The organism is Streptomyces sp. ML-6 (assembly GCF_030116705.1).
Lineage (GTDB): Bacteria > Actinomycetota > Actinomycetes > Streptomycetales > Streptomycetaceae > Streptomyces.
Map to the genome: position 1 here is coordinate 5,720,202 of NZ_JAOTIK010000001.1, position 15,175 is coordinate 5,735,376.

The following is a 15,175-nucleotide window of genomic DNA, read 5'->3' on the forward strand; positions in this document are numbered from 1 at the left end:
GAGCATGTGCGATTGGGCAGTACAGCCCGGGTCGGAGCGCGAGCGGGCCCGGTGAACGGGCATTACGCGTTCGTCACGGAACTACGCGTTCGTCACGGAACGACGAAGGAACCGTCGCCCGCCGCCTCGTACCAGGCGCACAACGACGCGGCCACGGCGTCGAGCAGACCGTCGCCCGCCGCCCGTGCGATCGTCCCGTCGCAGAACCGCTCCCCGCGCACCACGGCCGTGGCCGCGCGCGCCGCGTCGGCCGGGCTCAGCCGGCCGTCGGCGGGCGCGACCGGCGGCGGGTTGTCCTGCCACAGGTAGGCGGGCGTCACCGCGCCGACGGCGGACAGCGCGCCCACCAGGCGCCGGAGCCGCTCGTCGTGCAGCGGGTAACTCATCCGCCAGGTGCCGTCGGGCTGCTTCCCGCCCTCGGACCACCGCACGTCGCGGTCCTCGTCCGTGAGCGCGGCGTACGCCTCCCGCAGCTCGCGCCACGCGTCGGCGTTCCCGCGGTCGAGCTGCTCCACCAGGCGCCGGTCGTCGGCCCCGGTCACGACACGGGCCAGCTCCTTCAGCGCCTCCAGGGAGGGAGCCGTGGCCAGGGAACCCGGCACGACCCGGCCGACGGTCCCCGGCCCCGCACCGCCCGCCAGCTCGGCGAGGGCGGCCGTGGGAGCGAGCCCCCGCGCCTTGGCCTCGTTCAGTTTCCCGGACCACGTGAGTCCGTCCTCGAAGCCGGCCGAGTCACCGGCCGGCCGCAGACACCAACCGGCCGCGTCATCCTCGTCGTTGGCCCACAGATACCCCATGGCCACGCCTCGGGCGTCGGCGACGGTGAGGTGACGGACCGGCTTGTCGGTCGTGCCGCGGTAGCGCGGCGCACCGGATGTGTACGGCATGGTCAGCTCGTGGCGGCGAGGCTCCTGACCGCGTCGGCGTTGGGCGCCTCGGTCAGGGAGCCGGGCACGACGTGGCTGCCGGCCGCCGGGTCCGACTGCGCGATCATCTCCGCCAGGGCAGCGGTCGGGGCCAGCCCCCGGGCCTTCGCGTCGTGGAGCTTCCGGGCCCACCGGCCACCCTTGTTGAACGCCTCGTCGCCGCCCGCCTTGCGGACCAGCCACCCGGCGGCGTCGTCCTCGTCGTTCGCCCACACGTAGCCGATCACCTCGCCGGACCGGTCCGCCACCGTCAGGTACTGGACGGGCTTGTCGGACCGGGAGCCGTAGCGCGGCGGCCCCCCGGGCGCCGCGTCGAACCTCAGATCCTCGTTCAGTCGCGGATTCGGCCGCTGTTCGCTGCTCATCAGTGCGCCACTCCCTTGTTCGGCGGCAGAACCTCGCCGTAGACCTGGACCTGGCCATTCTCCATAAAGACGCGGGTCACCTTGAACTCGGAACCGCGGGCCAGGAGCAGCTCCCGTTCCGACACGTCGAACTTGGAGACCTTCTCCAGCCACAGGGCGGGCGTTCCCTTCGGCACACGGAGGTGCAGGATCGCCTCCTTGCCGGCGAAGCCGGACACCGGGTGGTTGCCGAGGGAGGTGGAGGTGTAGCCCTTGTCCGGATACGTCTGGCCCAGCATGTCGAGCGGGGAGTCCAGATCCAGGTGCCCCAGACCGGTACCCCGGACGACCATGATGTCGTCGGGCACGGGGCGGGTCGACATGACCCGGTCCATCTCGGCGATGTCGTGCAGCACCTCGGGCCGCGGACCGTATCCCGAAGTGCCGCGCAGGTAGCCGTTCATGTCGTGGTACGACGGGAACGTCTCACCGGTGTAGTCCCAGAGGGCCTGCTTCGCGGACGGGTCCAGGTTGTCCACGTAGTCGTTCCAGTAGTCCCGGCCGTACTGGATCGCCGCCATGTCGTCGGCGAACGGGACCGTTCCCTCGGTGAGTTCGGCCGCGGCGACCCGGTGCTTCTCGGCCGCCGTGAGGTCGTCGAAGTCGTCGGCCGACATGTGCGGCTTGTACGTGAAGTCGCTCCCCGAACCGCCGTTGCCCGTCCCGTCCGGGTCGGGGTGGCCGCCGGGCGGCGTGCCGTCGTCGGCACCGTGCACGATGTCGTCGGTGCTGCCGGTCGGGGCGAAGGGGTCGCCGTTGCCGGGGACGCCGTCACCGGTGTGCAAGGCGTCGTCGGTGTGCGTGACCGCGTCGTCGGTGTGCCCGCCGTACGGGTTGTCGGGCCCGCCGTTGTGCGGACCGTCGTTGTGCGGGGTGCCGGGACCGTCGTGGGACGGGGTGTGCGGGGCGTCCGGCGCGTGCGGGTTGGTGCCGGGCAGGTCGTGGCCGGGGCCGTGGAACCCGCTGGGCGGCAGGTTGTGCCCCGGGGTGGTGGGGAAGTGGTCGGTGGGAACGTGGCTGCTGACGCCGGGAACCTGGTTGCCGCCCGGGACGTGGTTCCCCGGACCGTACGACACGTTGTCGAAGCCCCCGCCGGGCGGGTACGACGGCATGTCGGGGATGCCGTTCCCCGCGTGCACGCCCGCCGGTACCGGCTGCTGGATCTGCCAAGCCGTCGGCAGGGTGGTGCCGGGGACGGTGTCGTGCGGGATCGGAGTCGGGTCGACCACGCCGTTCGGGGCGACCAGGTTCCCGTTGGGATCCAGGATGCGGCCGTCGGGCAACTGCACCGAACCATCGGGGAGTTTGGGGATGTCGATGGTGCCGATGCCCTTGAGGCCCTGGGTGATGTCGCCGATCTTGGAGAGGCCGGTGCCGGCGCCCTTGGCGATGTAGGTCATCGGGTCGATGAACTTGCCGGTCTTGCCGGCGACGGAGAGGGCCTTGGCGACGGCTCCGGCCTTGCCGGCGCCGGAGGCGGCGGCGCCGGCGCCGCCGGTGAAGACGGTGGTCAGGACGTTGAAGGTGACCGCGCCGGCGGCGCGGGCGGGGTTCTTGCCCCATTGGTCCCAGGCGACCAGGGCCTTGCCGGTTTCCTTCATGGCGGTGCGTGAGTCGCGGAGCCAGGAGGGGAGTTTGTCGTCGGGGAGGGTCCAGAACAGGGCGCCGGCGCCGGGGACGGCGGTGATGACGAGGCCGGTGGCGAGCTGGGCGAGGCCCTTCCAGGCCTGTCCCATGGCTTCCCAGCCGCCGAAGCCGACGAGGGTGCCCAGGCCCTTGATGGTGCCCCAGACGCCGTCGACGATCAGGCCGTCCCAGACGAAGGACTTGACCCAGTGGCCGACCTCGTACCAGTGGTGTTTCTCCTCGACGGGGTCGCCCCAGGGGAGTTTGGCGTTCTTGAGGTCCTCGGCGTTGAAGCCGTACTGGTCCTTGCGTTCGGAGCCGTCCCCGGCGACCATCTGGGTGCCGCCGAACAGGGCGGTGATCTTGTTGTGGCAGGTGCGTTCGGCGGCCCAGAACGCGGCGACGGTCGCGGTGATGTCGTCACGGAGCTGGTTGTGCTCCTCGACCTTGTCGCCGTCGTACTCCCACTCGTCGTCGTCCTTGTTCTCGTTGACGAAGGTGGTGGCCTCGGTCTTGAGGCGGGCGAGTTTGGTGACGAGGGGGCGGATCTCGGTGGCGTAGTCGGACAGGGAGGTGGCGACCTTCTCGAGGTCGTCGGCGAAGGTGTCGGCCCGGTCCCTGACGGGTTTCGTCGAGGCGAACAGCTGCTCGGCCTCGGGGGCCTTGTAGTAGGCGGACAGGGCCTGGAACTGGGTGTGGACGGAGGAGCCGGTCTCGCGGATGTGGCCGGCGTCCTTCGTCAGGGACGCGTGGTCCTTCTCCAGCCGGCCCAGGTCACCGGTGTACTGGGGGATCGCCTCGGGCTTGATCATCGGGTCTGCACCCCGGGCTTCTTCGGGTCCAGGTCGACCGCGCCCAGGGCCTTGCGCTGGGCCTCGGCGGCCATTTCCAGGTCGCCGTTGAGGTAGGCGGTCGTGGCGTCGACCGCGCCGGTCAGCGACTTCCCGGCCCGGGCCGCGATGAACTTCAGGTCCCCGGTGGTGTGCTCGGCGAACTGCGACAGGGCCAGCGCGACCAGACCGCCCACGGCCTCCTCACCCTTGCCGTCCCCGCCACCCCCGCCACCGGCGCCGGCATCGGCACTGATCGTGCCCGCACTCGACGCCGCCGACGTCAGATGATCACCGTACGACGTCACATGCGTCTGAATCTTCGACGCCGTCTCACCCGTCGTCTTCAGCACACCCTGAATACCCTGCGGCTTCAGATCCCACCCAGTCATGCGCCTACCTCATGCTCCCCGTTGCCGTCCCGCCCCGGACCCGCCCACTGGAGCGGGTCTCCGGGGAGAGTCAGCCGATGTTGTCGACCGCGGCCTTGGCGCGCGTGATCGTGTGCTGCGCGGTGCCGTCGTTCTTCTCCAGCGTCGTCTTGAGCAGCTGGATGATGTTCTTGACCTCCTGCGAGGAACGGTTCCACCGCAGTTCCTTGCCGTGGTACTCGTCCGCCACGCCGTCGGCCGCGAAGTCCGCCATCGCCGCCTTGACCTGGCCGTCGCGCGCCGTGATGACCTCCTCCAGCCGCGCGATCACCACCTGGATGTTGCCCTGCGCGTCCGCGGACGCGCCCGTGTCGTACGCACGACGATCGGTGCCACCAGCCATCAGAAACCCCAATCCCGTCGTCAGCGGGCGCCGAAGCGTGCCGCGTCGAAGTTCGCGGTCGACATCTGCTGCCGCGCGTTGTCGCCCTGCTCCTGGTCGCCCGAGCTGAACGCGGACTCCATCCCGGACTGACCGCCCAGGAGAGCCGCCAGCGAACCGTTCAGCGCCGCCGTGATCTCGTCCGACCGGTTCTTGAACGAGTCGAACGCCACCCGCCCCGAACCGTGGAACTTCCCCTCCAGCGGGGCCGCCGCCTGCAGCAGCTGACGGATCAGCAGCCCCAGGTCATCACTCGACCCACGAGACTTCGACGACAGAGTCGTCAGAACCTGCGCCCCCATGTCGAACTTCATTCGATCCCCCTGCCGAACTGAGCAAACAAATGTGCTGACCATCCCTATCAAGTCCGGGGGGAGCGAAGCAATCGAGGGTTCCCGGACTGTGGACGGACTGTGACAGGAGCGTTGGGGACCGACGCGGGCAATCAGGTGTGAAAACGGAACACTTGACCGGGCGGCGGAGGGCCGAGGGCCCCTCGGCGCAAACGGGTCTCCCGAGAATCTCCGGACCTTCTTCACCCCGTGCACACGACCTGCGGGTGGCGCCCGTTCGACCGGGCACGGTGGCCGGTCAGGACCCGGCAAGGCGCTTCGTCAGCGACTCGATTCCGGTGCCATTTTGCCGTCGTCGGGGTCGTCGATGTCGATTCGTGTCACGTCGGGCATCAAGGAATCCGGAGTTCGTCGGTCGGAGGGGTGCTGGTGAACCTGCCGTGCAGGCTGTCCACCCCGGCACAGGCGCCCACCTGTCCCCTGGGGAAGGCGCCGAGTTCCTCGGCCTCCCTCCGCCTCCCGGACCATACGCCCCCTTCACCGGCCCCGGCCGTGTCACCGGCAGGCCGTCGGCTCATCGGCGCCCGGTGAGCTTCTCCACCGTCGATTCGATGAAGGCGGCAGCCTCCCGCTCGGAGATCCGTACGTGGTCGATGTCGTTGTGTCCGAGTTCGTAGAGCCTGAGGCACTCCGTCGGCTCCCAGCGGAGATTACGGGTGAAGGACTCGTCGTGCGTCTCCGCCTCCCGGCCGACGAGACGCCGCCGCAGGATGCCGCGTGGGCTGCTGCGCGGACACCCCTCACTGATCTTCGCGTAGTACGCGATCCTGCCCGCCGCTCCGGCATCGAGGGCGTCGAGCGTGCTCGGGGCCAGGGTGAGGAACGGCTCGGCGTTGAGGTTGGACTCGAAGTTCCCGTACGGGATCATCACTCCGTACAGGTCGATGAACTCCTCGATCGAGTAGCCGCCGCCCCGCTCGTACATGATCAGCAACGGCTCGTACGGGTCCGGCAGGTCCGGAAGAGCGACCCCGCCCCGCTCCCGCAGCGCGGCCCAGCGCACGGCACCCCGGCACGTCCTCGCCGTGGACGGTGTGCCGACGTGGTGCGCCACGTAGTCCTCCAGCTCGGACTCGACCTCCGGGTCCATCCGGAACGTCGGGTCGACGAACTCGGTGACGTCGAAGAAGGGCCACTTCTCCTCGGCGCCGTACGCCTGAGCCCACAGCGCCGCGCGACGCATGTACTCCCGCATCAGCAGGGCGCGGGAACGCGAGTGACTGCTGGCCGCGTCCCAGTCGCCGTACCAGTCGACCGAACGCAACCGCTCCAGGGCCGCGCGTGGCAACCCAGTACCCACTTCAGACCCCATCCCTTCAGGCGCATCTCCTGACGAATAGCCTTCACCACGTCGTCAATGTTGGACAAATCCTCGGCGAGCTGGACCTTCGGCGGTTCCATCCCCCGGACGACGGTCCGCAACCGCTCAGACGAAGAAATCCTCTGCGTCGGGGTCGGGCACACCGGTCAGGAACCGGGAGAAGGCGTCCAGCGCGTTCTCTCCCAAGTAGTAGCCGCCGGTGTGATGGAGGTGGAAGAAGCGCTCCTTCTCGTCGGCCAGGAGAATTCCGTGCTCGGAGGACTCGTAACCGATGGGAAAAAGTTCTGTCCCGAGTCCGGACGCCAGCTCCCGGATGGCTTCTGCGTCGCCCTCGTGCCCGAGCGTCGGGCCCATGACCCAGGAGATGCCCTGCACGGTGGGGTGGGCCAGGTGCAGCAAGCCGTAGGCATGGATGATGCGCACCGCGGCCGGTACGGGCGTCAGGGGGATCCCTTGCCGCCGGGCGTCCTGCACCCGCACGCGGATGAGTTCGTCAGCGCGTTCCCCGATGTCACGGCCGGGGTACCAGCCGTTCGTGACGAGCCAGTCGTGCACTTCGGGCATCAGCTTTCCAGGGCCCGTCATCGCCTTCCGTTCCATGCACCGCTCAGGTCGATGAACTCCTCGACGAAGAACCCGCCGCCCCGTTCGCACGGGGCCGGCAGTGGTTCGTAGGGATCCGGGAGATCCGGATCAACCGCGCTCGGCGCGCCACTCCTTCGTCAGGTTGCCTTCTTCGTTCCACTCGGTGATCTCCAGCTGACGCAGTCCGTTCGCACTCATGAGTACGCGCGAGGCCAGCCTCCCGTTGGGGTGCCATGTCCTGGACTCGCCGACCGGGAATCCGCCCCGCAGTACTCCCTCGGCCCGCAGGGTTCCGTCCATGTACCACTCCTTGGAGGGACCGTCCTCGATCCCTTCCTTGTAAGTGACGAGACTGACGAGCGCACCCTGTTGGTATTCGACCACCTCGCCGGTGAAGCGTTCTCCTTGGTAGAAGACGACCTCACCTTCGTCCATTTCGAATTCGGGGTCGTCGATGTCGATTCTGGGAAGTGTCATCACGGAATCCAGTTCTCAGGTCCGGGCGGGTCCTTGAGGAAGCGCCCGAAGCTGCTGGACACGCCTTCCAGCCGCCCGGTACTCGGTTCATCGGGATCCGGTGAGCCTCTTCGTCGTCGACTCGATGAACGCGGCGGCTTCGATCTCGGTGATCGCGACGTGGTCGACCTCGTTGTGGCCGAGTTCGTACAGCCTGAGGTACTCGGTCGGCTCCCAGCGGAGGTTGCGCGTGAACACCTCGTCGTACGTCCGGCCGTCGTCGACCCGGCGGCGGACAATGCCGCGCGGGCTGCTTCGCGGGTAGCCCTCGCTGATCTTCGCGTAGTACGTGATCTCGCCCTCGGCGTCCAGGGCGTCGAGAGTGGCCGGTGCGAGTGTGAGGAAGGGGCGGGCGGCGAGGTTGCTCTCCACCGTTCCGAGCCGGACCATCGCACCGCCCAGGTCGATGAACTCCTCGACGAAGAACCCGCCGCCGCGTTCGTACAGGGCCAGCAGTGGTTCGTAGGGATCCGGGAGATCCGGCAGCGGGCCGGCCGGGCTCTCGGTACGGAGCACGGCCCAGCGGACAGCCGCCCGGCAGGTCGTCCTGACCGAGGAGGGGCCGACACCCCGCAGGACCTCGTCGAGCTCGGCGGCGATGCCGGCGGGGATCCGGACGGCGGCGTCGACATGCTCGGCCAGGTCGAAGAACGGCCAGGACCGCTCGGCGCCGCAGTGGTCCGCCCAGAGAGCCGCCCGGCGCAGATACTCCCGCATCAGGCATGCGCGGGAGTTCTCGTGGCGCCAGGCACCGCCCTCGTCGGACCAGTCGACGGCCCGCAATCGTCGGAGGACGGACCGAGACGGTTCGACGTTCATTCGCGATCCTCTCCGGGCCGGCGCCACTCCGCGGTCGGCGGGATGCTTCCCCCGGCTCGCATGCCGGTTCTTCGTCGGTCGGCCCCGGACAGTTCGCCAATCACCGGCGAACCGCCCCGGGTCGGCACCGCTCCGTTACTGGCGGGGTGTTACTTCTTGTCCGCGTGCCAGTTCTTCGTCGGTCGGCCCTCTTCGTCCCATCGACGTTCCGCCACCATGGTCATGCCGTTCTCGGAGAACTCCACCTCGGCGGCGAGCACACCGTTCGGATGCCATTCCCTGGACGTCCCGACCGGGAGCCCCGTGCGGGCCGTCGCCTCGGAGCGGAGCGTGCCGTCCTTGTACCACTCGCGACTGGGGCCGTGCTGCACCCCTTCCACGTAGGAGTCCAGGCTGACCAGGGCATCGCCCAGGTGCTCCTCGACCTCGCCGGTGAAGAGTTCCCCCCGGTACAGCAGGCGCTGCCCCTGATCCATGTCGACTTCGGGGTCGTCGATGTCGATTCGTGTCACGTCGGGCATCAGGGAATCCAGAGTTCGTCGGTCGGAGGATTGCCGGTGAACCTGCCGTGCAGGCTGTCCACGCCCTTCAGCATAGAGTCGCAGTTCGCGCAGAAAGCCGCAGGCCGCCCGGGGAGCTCGGTCTTCCTGTGCGACAGGTACGGGAACTCGATCGACGCGCGGAGTTCGGCGAGTGCCGCTTCATCCGTGGGCAATCCCAGCTTCTCCCGCTCCCAGAGCAGTTCGTTCACCGCCTTGACCTCGGCGTGACCGAGCGGGTGATCCGGCGCCGGCGGGGGGTCGCCGATCGAGTTGTGCCTCGCCCCGATGGTCGGGTGGACCCGGTCGGCGGGGATGATGTTGTCGAACTTTCCGTTGATCCCTTCGAAGATCATGCCCGTGCGCAGGTCCATGACCGCTCCCACACAGGCGCCGACCTGCTTCCTGGGGAAGGTGCCGAGCTCCTTGGCCTCCTTGTACGCGGCGCTGCGCTGGAAGGAGAGATCCTTCAGGAAGTGCTCGAAATTGCGACCGTCGATGTGGGTGATCAGACCGTCCGCATCGCGTGTCAGGCGACTCTCCGGCAACTGGCCGAGGAACTTGTTGCCGGGACCGGGAGGCGGCATGGGGGTGTCCCCGATCTGGGTGATCGGGGCGGCTTCGCGCCGAGCGGCGTCGTCGGCGAGCGAACCACTGGGTTCCCGTACGTCCCGGTCGGCGTGCGGCGCGCCCTCGTTCGTGTGGTCGTGGGGGGACGTCCCCTCGGGGTCGTGCCCGCCCGGACCGGACTCGTTGGGGTCACGGTCGCCATGGGGTGCACCGTCGTCGGACCCGCGGGGCGGGACACCCTCGTCCGCCCCGTGGTGCGCGCCGTCGTCGGCGTGACCGTTGGGGCCGTGGTCGCCGTCGCGGGGCGGGGTCGGGTCGTTGTGGTGCGGCGGGGTCGGGTCGTGAGGCCCACTCGGACCGTTGCTGTTGCCGTTGCCGCCGGGTCCGTCGTTGCCGCGTCCGCCGGTGGGGGGCTCGTGGCTGTTGGAGGGGCCGTGGCCGAGGTCGTCGGCGTGGCCGCCGGGAAGGTTGTCGCCGATCTGTCCGGTGGGGATGTCGTCGCCGATGCGGCCGAGGTCGCCGAGGCCGGTGGGGTCGCTGCCCAGGCGGATGACGTCGTCGCCGTTGCGGGCGCCGACACCGGCCAGGACGGGTTCCCGGACCGGGCTGTTGGTGTGCGGGGCGGGGTTGTCGGTGTCGGTGCGCGGGTTGCCGATGTCGGGGGAGCCCTCCTTGGGGGCGTCCTTGGCGTGCTGGACGACGTCGCCGTTCTTGTCCAGGAGGTTGCCGTCGCGGTCGACGTACTGGATGGGGTCGTCGGCGGCGGTGGGGAGCTTGGTGGTGCCCTCGGGCAGCACCGGGGCGTCGTCGGGGAACTTGACGTTCCCGTTCGGGAGTTCGATCCCGCCGTCGGGAACCTTGGCGCCGTCGGGGAGGTGGAAGGTGCCGTCGGGCAGCATCGTCGACCCGTTGGGCAGGGTGATGGCGTTGTCGGGGAGGTTGGGGATGTCGATGGTGCCGATGCCCTTGAGGCCCTGGGTGATGTCGCCGATCTTGGAGAGGCCGGAGCCGGCGCCCTTGGCGATGTAGGTCATCGGGTCGATGAACTTGCCGGTCTTGCCGGCGACGGAGAGGGCCTTGGCGACGGCTCCGGCCTTGCCGGCGCCGGAGGCCGCGGTGCCGGCGCCGCCGGTGAAGACGGTGGTCAGGACGTTGAAGGTGACCGCGCCGGCGGCGCGGGCGGGGTTCTTGCCCCATTGGTCCCAGGCGACCAGGGCCTTGCCGGTCTCCTTCATGGCGGTGCGTGAGTCGCGCAGCCAGGAGGGGAGTTTGTCGTCGGGCAGGGTCCAGAACAGGGCGCCGGCGCCGGGGACGGCGGTGATGACGAGGCCGGTGGCGAGCTGGGCCAGGCCCTTCCAGGCCTGTCCCATGGCTTCCCAGCCGCCGAAGCCGACGAGGGTGCCCAGGCCCTTGATGGTGCCCCAGACGCCGTCGACGATCAGGCCGTCCCAGACGAAGGACTTGACCCAGTGGCCGACCTCGTACCAGTGGTGTTTCTCCTCGACGGGGTCGCCCCAGGGGAGTTTGGCGTTCTTGAGGTCCTCGGCGTTGAAGCCGTACTGGTCCTTGCGTTCGGAGCCGTCCCCGGCGACCATCTGCGTCCCGCCGAACAGGGCGGTGATCTTGTTGTGGCAGGTGCGCTCCGCGGCCCAGAACGCGGCGACGGTCGCGGTGATGTCGTCACGGAGCTGGTTGTGCTCCTCGACCTTGTCCCCGTCGTACTCCCACTCGTCGTCGTCCTTGTTCTCGTTGACGAACGTCGCGGCGTCCGTCTTGAGCTGCGCGAGTTTGGTGACCAGGGGGCGGATCTCGGTGGCGTAGTCGGACAGGGAGGCGGCGACCTTCTCGAGGTCGTCGGCGAAGGCGTCGGCCCGGTCCCTGACGGGTTTCGTCGAGGCGAACAGCTGCTCGGCCTCGGGGGCCTTGTAGTAGGCGGACAGGGCCTGGAACTGGGTGTGGACGGAGGAGCCGGTCTCGCGGATGTGGCCGGCGTCCTTCGTCAGGGACGCGTGGTCCTTCTCCAGCCGGCCCAGATCACCGGTGTACTGCGGGATCGCCTCGGGCTTGATCATCGGGTCTGCACCCCGGCCTTCTCAGCCTTCAGTACGTCCCGGACACCCCGTGTCTTCGGGCTCCGCCCAGTCACCATGACACCCCCGTGAAACAGCCAGCCGCACCGGCCGGACAAACCTTGGTCAGGAAGAGACAGAGAAGAAAGCAGAAAGAGAACGGCCGAAGGGAACCGGGCGAGGAGTCCCGCCGTCGTCAGCGGGCGCCGAAGCGTGCCGCGTCGAAGTTCGCGGTCGACATCTGCTGCCGCGCGTTGTCGCCCTGCTCCTGGTCGCCCGAGCTGAACGCGGACTCCATCCCGGACTGACCGCCCAGGAGAGCCGCCAGCGAACCGTTCAGCGCCGCCGTGATCTCGTCCGACCGGTTCTTGAACGAGTCGAACGCCACCCGCCCCGAACCGTGGAACTTCCCCTCCAGCGGGGCCGCCGCCTGCAGCAGCTGACGGATCAGCAGCCCCAGGTCGTCACTCGACCCACGAGACTTCGACGACAGAGTCGTCAGAACCTGCGCCCCCATGTCGAACTTCATTCCGGCCCCCCTGCCGAACTGAGCAAACAAATGTACTGACCATCCCTATCAAGTCCGGGGGAACGAAGCAATCGAGGGCCGCCGGGCTGTGGACGGACTGTGACGGAGTCGCCAGGGACCGATGTGGACAATCAGGCGTGAAAACGTACAACTTGACCGGGGGGTGGAGGGCCGAGGGCCCCTCGGTGCAGACGGGCCTCCCGGGAACCTCCGGCCGATCGGGATGTTCTGTCTCTCGCTCGCGCGCCTCTCCTTCACCCGGGGTTCGTCCTCGGCAGGCACCAGGTAGTCGTGCTGCCGGATCCGGGCGAGGAACTCCTCGGGAAGTTCCACTCCATGGCCCAGGAAAACTTCCTGTGCCGTGGGATGGAAAAGGTGCAGCAGGCCGTATGCGTAGATGGCGCGCACCGAATTCGGCACGGGCACCAGGGGGTTCCTCGAGACCCGCTTGTTGTCCATTCCGTTTCAGGGGCGGAATCATCCCGGGGTCGGGCCCAGGGATGATTCGCGGAATCAGCGCTCTGTCGCGGGCGCCACCACCGGCCGGCGACGGCAGCAGTGGCGCCCGCGATTCCCCGGAGGGATCGCCCTTCGTGATTCCTGTCAGCGTGCGGAGCGCGGAGGAATGACGCTCACGCCGCCTCCCCGCCGACGAATCCACTCCTCGAGATCCGGTCCGCCCAGCTCCTCGACGCCGTCCGCGGTGACGAGTTCGACCGGGCCGAAAACTGTCCCGGAGAAACCGTCGAGAACGGTGTTCTCGTCGAGCTTCACCTTGAACGAGTTCTCGTCCGCCACCGCGTTCGTCAGGTCCGCGCCGCGGAGGTCGACGTCCAGCAGGGAGGCTCCCATCAGGCGGGCGCCGCGGAAGCTCGCCCCCGAGGCGTCCACGTCGTAGAGCGAGGCCTTGACGAAGTCGACACCGTCGAGGGTCGCGCCCCGGAGCGTGGCGTCGTCCAGGTTCGCCCGTACCAGCGAGCCGTTGGTCAGGGTCGCGCCGGAAAGGTCGGCGCCCTCGAGATCCGCGCGGTAGAACTCCGCACCCGCCAGGTTCGTACCGACCAGCTTGGCTTCGGTGAACCAGGACTCGGAGAAGTCGCCGCCCGACAGATCCGCGCCACTGAAGTCGAGCCCCACACCGTCCAGCCCGCGGTCCTCCGGGCCCTCCAGCCATTCGCGCAGGCGATCGGCGGCAGCTCGGTCGACGGGGTACTGGCGCGGTGCCCAGCCTTTACGGGTACCAGATGACATCGTCTTCCCAACCGTTCCTTTGGACGATGCCCTTGACATCATCGATCGCTGCCTGGCTTGCGTTGCGCATGTCGAGAATAACAATACGGTGCTTGTCGACGATCTGTTCGGAGAGCTTCTTGACCCATTTGCCATTGTTGGCGGGGTCGTACGCGCCCTTGAAAGGCTGCGACTTGTCGCGGACGTTGTTGAACGGCGGCCAGTCGGAATGCACACCCTTGATGTCGTAATACTTGTCCGCGCTCGGGGAGTAGAACTCACCGCGGTCGGCCTGGGTGGGACGCTGGATGTCGTCGGGAAGCCGTCCGGTTTCACGGAGGTCCAGACCCACCCGGGCCTCGTCCTTCGAGGGTTCCGAGATGCCGCCGTTCTTGTCCGGGTCGCGCTGCAATTCGTCGAAGTCCTCGGGGCTGCGCTGTTCCACCTCGTCGAGGTGACCCCAGTGGTCGGCCCGTTCCTGCGGTGTGAGTTCCGGAAGGGGTTCGTTCACACGGTCCCCGGGAACGCCACCGGCCGGCTCGCCGTCCGGAGTCCCGTTCCCGCCACCGTTGTTGGGCTCGTCGCCGTGGTTGCCGGTGTTGTCCGGGGTGTGGTCGCCGCCGCCGTTGCCGGGTCCGCCATTGTCGGGGCCGTCGTTGTGTCCGTTTCCGCCGGGGCCGTCGTTGTTGTGGCCGCCGGTGGGGGGCGGGTCCTGGTGTCCGCCGCTGTTGCTGTGTCCGCCGTCGTTGGGGTGGGGGTTGGGGCCGGGTCCGTCGGTGTGGCCGTTGCCGTTGGTGTGGGTGTTGGGCGGTTCGTGGCTGTTGGTGGGTCCGTGGCCGAGGTCGTCGGTGCGTCCGCCGGGGAGGTTGTCGCCGACCTGTCCGGTGGGGATGTTGTCACCGACGTTGCCGCCGGGGAGGTTGTCGCCGGTGCGGCCGAGGTCGCCGAGGCCGGTGGGGTCGCTGCCCAGGCGGATGGCGTCGTCGCCGTTGCGGGCGCCGACACCGGCCAGGGCGGGTTCCCGCACGGGGGTGCTGGTGTGCGGGGCGGGGCTGTTGGTGTCGGTGTGCGGGGTGGTGGGGTTGGGGGTGTTCTCCGTGGGGGCGTCCTTGGCGTGCTGGACGATGTCGCCGTTCTTGTCGAGGAGGTTGCCGTCGCGGTCGACGTACTGGATGGGGTCGTCGGCGGCGGTGGGGAGCTTGGTGGTGCCCTCGGGCAGGACGGGGGCGTCGTCGGGGAACTTGACGTTCCCGTTCGGGAGTTCGATCCCGCCGTCGGGAACCTTGGCGCCGTCGGGGAGGTGGAAGGTGCCGTCGGGCAGCATCGTCGACCCGTTGGGCAGGGTGATGGCGTTGTCGGGGAGGTTGGGGATGTCGATGGTGCCGATGCCCTTGAGGCCCTGGGTGATGTCGCCGATCTTGGAGAGGCCGGAGCCGGCGCCCTTGGCGATGTAGGTCATCGGGTCGATGAACTTGCCGGTCTTGCCGGCGACGGAGAGGGCCTTGGCGACGGCTCCGGCCTTGCCGGCGCCGGAGGCGGCGGCGCCGGCGCCGCCGGTGAAGACGGTGGTCAGGACGTTGAAGGTGACCGCGCCGGCGGCGCGGGCGGGGTTCTTGCCCCATTGGTCCCAGGCGACCAGGGCCTTGCCGGTTTCCTTCATGGCGGTGCGTGAGTCGCGGAGCCAGGAGGGGAGTTTGTCGTCGGGCAGGGTCCAGAACAGGGCGCCGGCGCCGGGGACGGCGGTGATGACGAGGCCGGTGGCGAGCTGGGCCAGGCCCTTCCAGGCCTGTCCCATGGCTTCCCAGCCGCCGAAGCCGACGAGGGTGCCCAGGCCCTTGATGGTGCCCCAGACGCCGTCGACGATCAGGCCGTCCCAGACGAAGGACTTGACCCAGTGGCCGACCTCGTACCAGTGGTGTTTCTCCTCGACGGGGTCGCCCCAGGGGAGTTTGGCGTTCTTGAGGTCCTCGGCGTTGAAGCCGTACTGGTCCTTGCGTTCGGAGCCGTCCCCGGCGACCATCTGGGTGCCGCCGAACAGGGCGGTG

Annotated in this window: 15 protein-coding genes; all 15 read right to left on the reverse strand. The window is 69.0% G+C overall.

All coding sequences use genetic code 11. From position 1 onward, the window contains the following. Positions 1–92: 92 nt before the first annotated feature. Positions 93–887 (reverse strand): DUF6508 domain-containing protein, encoded by a 795-nt coding sequence (locus tag OCT49_RS25410; protein WP_283854135.1) that lies wholly within the window; start codon positions 885–887, stop codon positions 93–95. 2 nt (positions 888–889) lie between these two features. Beyond that, complete coding sequence (locus OCT49_RS25415; protein WP_283854136.1) at positions 890–1,291, reverse strand: hypothetical protein; 402 nt, start codon at positions 1,289–1,291, stop codon at positions 890–892. Beyond that, positions 1,291–3,768 (reverse strand): ADP-ribosyltransferase, encoded by a 2,478-nt coding sequence (locus OCT49_RS25420; RefSeq protein ID WP_283854137.1) that lies wholly within the window; start codon positions 3,766–3,768, stop codon positions 1,291–1,293. Before OCT49_RS25420 ends, OCT49_RS25415 begins: the two co-directional genes overlap by 1 nt. Next, positions 3,765–4,178 (reverse strand): DUF6507 family protein, encoded by a 414-nt coding sequence (locus OCT49_RS25425; protein WP_283854138.1) that lies wholly within the window; start codon positions 4,176–4,178, stop codon positions 3,765–3,767. Before OCT49_RS25425 ends, OCT49_RS25420 begins: the two co-directional genes overlap by 4 nt. A gap of 70 nt (positions 4,179–4,248) precedes the next feature. Beyond that, a complete protein-coding gene (locus tag OCT49_RS25430; RefSeq protein WP_148835891.1) occupies positions 4,249–4,560 on the reverse strand; it encodes a pore-forming ESAT-6 family protein in 312 nt (103 codons plus the stop codon). 20 nt (positions 4,561–4,580) lie between these two features. Next, complete coding sequence (locus OCT49_RS25435) at positions 4,581–4,913, reverse strand: hypothetical protein (RefSeq protein ID WP_283854139.1); 333 nt, start codon at positions 4,911–4,913, stop codon at positions 4,581–4,583. A gap of 553 nt (positions 4,914–5,466) precedes the next feature. After that, the gene (locus OCT49_RS25440; RefSeq protein WP_283854140.1) at positions 5,467–6,252 is read right to left on the reverse strand and encodes a hypothetical protein; all 786 of its coding nucleotides are present in this window, start codon (positions 6,250–6,252) and stop codon (positions 5,467–5,469) included. 126 nt (positions 6,253–6,378) lie between these two features. Continuing rightward, positions 6,379–6,858 carry an SUKH-3 domain-containing protein gene (locus tag OCT49_RS25445; RefSeq protein WP_283854141.1) on the reverse strand — a complete coding sequence of 160 codons (480 nt, stop codon included), beginning with the start codon at positions 6,856–6,858 and terminating at the stop codon, positions 6,379–6,381. A gap of 108 nt (positions 6,859–6,966) precedes the next feature. Beyond that, on the reverse strand, positions 6,967–7,335 hold the full coding sequence (locus OCT49_RS25450; RefSeq protein ID WP_283854142.1) for a toxin-antitoxin system YwqK family antitoxin: 369 nt from the start codon (positions 7,333–7,335) through the stop codon (positions 6,967–6,969). 87 nt (positions 7,336–7,422) lie between these two features. Continuing rightward, positions 7,423–8,193: a hypothetical protein gene (locus OCT49_RS25455; protein ID WP_283854143.1), complete on the reverse strand. Its 771-nt coding sequence runs from the start codon at positions 8,191–8,193 to the stop codon at positions 7,423–7,425. Positions 8,194–8,342: 149 nt separating this feature from the next. After that, positions 8,343–8,714: a toxin-antitoxin system YwqK family antitoxin gene (locus OCT49_RS25460; protein ID WP_283854144.1), complete on the reverse strand. Its 372-nt coding sequence runs from the start codon at positions 8,712–8,714 to the stop codon at positions 8,343–8,345. Further along, the gene (locus OCT49_RS25465; protein ID WP_283854145.1) at positions 8,714–11,374 is read right to left on the reverse strand and encodes a YwqJ-related putative deaminase; all 2,661 of its coding nucleotides are present in this window, start codon (positions 11,372–11,374) and stop codon (positions 8,714–8,716) included. Before OCT49_RS25465 ends, OCT49_RS25460 begins: the two co-directional genes overlap by 1 nt. A 193-nt stretch (positions 11,375–11,567) precedes the next feature. Then, a complete protein-coding gene (locus OCT49_RS25470) occupies positions 11,568–11,900 on the reverse strand; it encodes a hypothetical protein (RefSeq protein ID WP_283854139.1) in 333 nt (110 codons plus the stop codon). A gap of 603 nt (positions 11,901–12,503) precedes the next feature. Next, positions 12,504–13,151, reverse strand: a complete 648-nt coding sequence (locus tag OCT49_RS25475; RefSeq protein ID WP_283854146.1) for a pentapeptide repeat-containing protein — start codon at positions 13,149–13,151, stop codon at positions 12,504–12,506. Then, positions 13,132–15,150, reverse strand: coding sequence for a dermokine domain-containing protein (locus tag OCT49_RS39860; protein WP_349632803.1), 2,019 nt, complete (start codon positions 15,148–15,150; stop codon positions 13,132–13,134). Before OCT49_RS39860 ends, OCT49_RS25475 begins: the two co-directional genes overlap by 20 nt. Positions 15,151–15,175 lie beyond the last annotated feature (25 nt).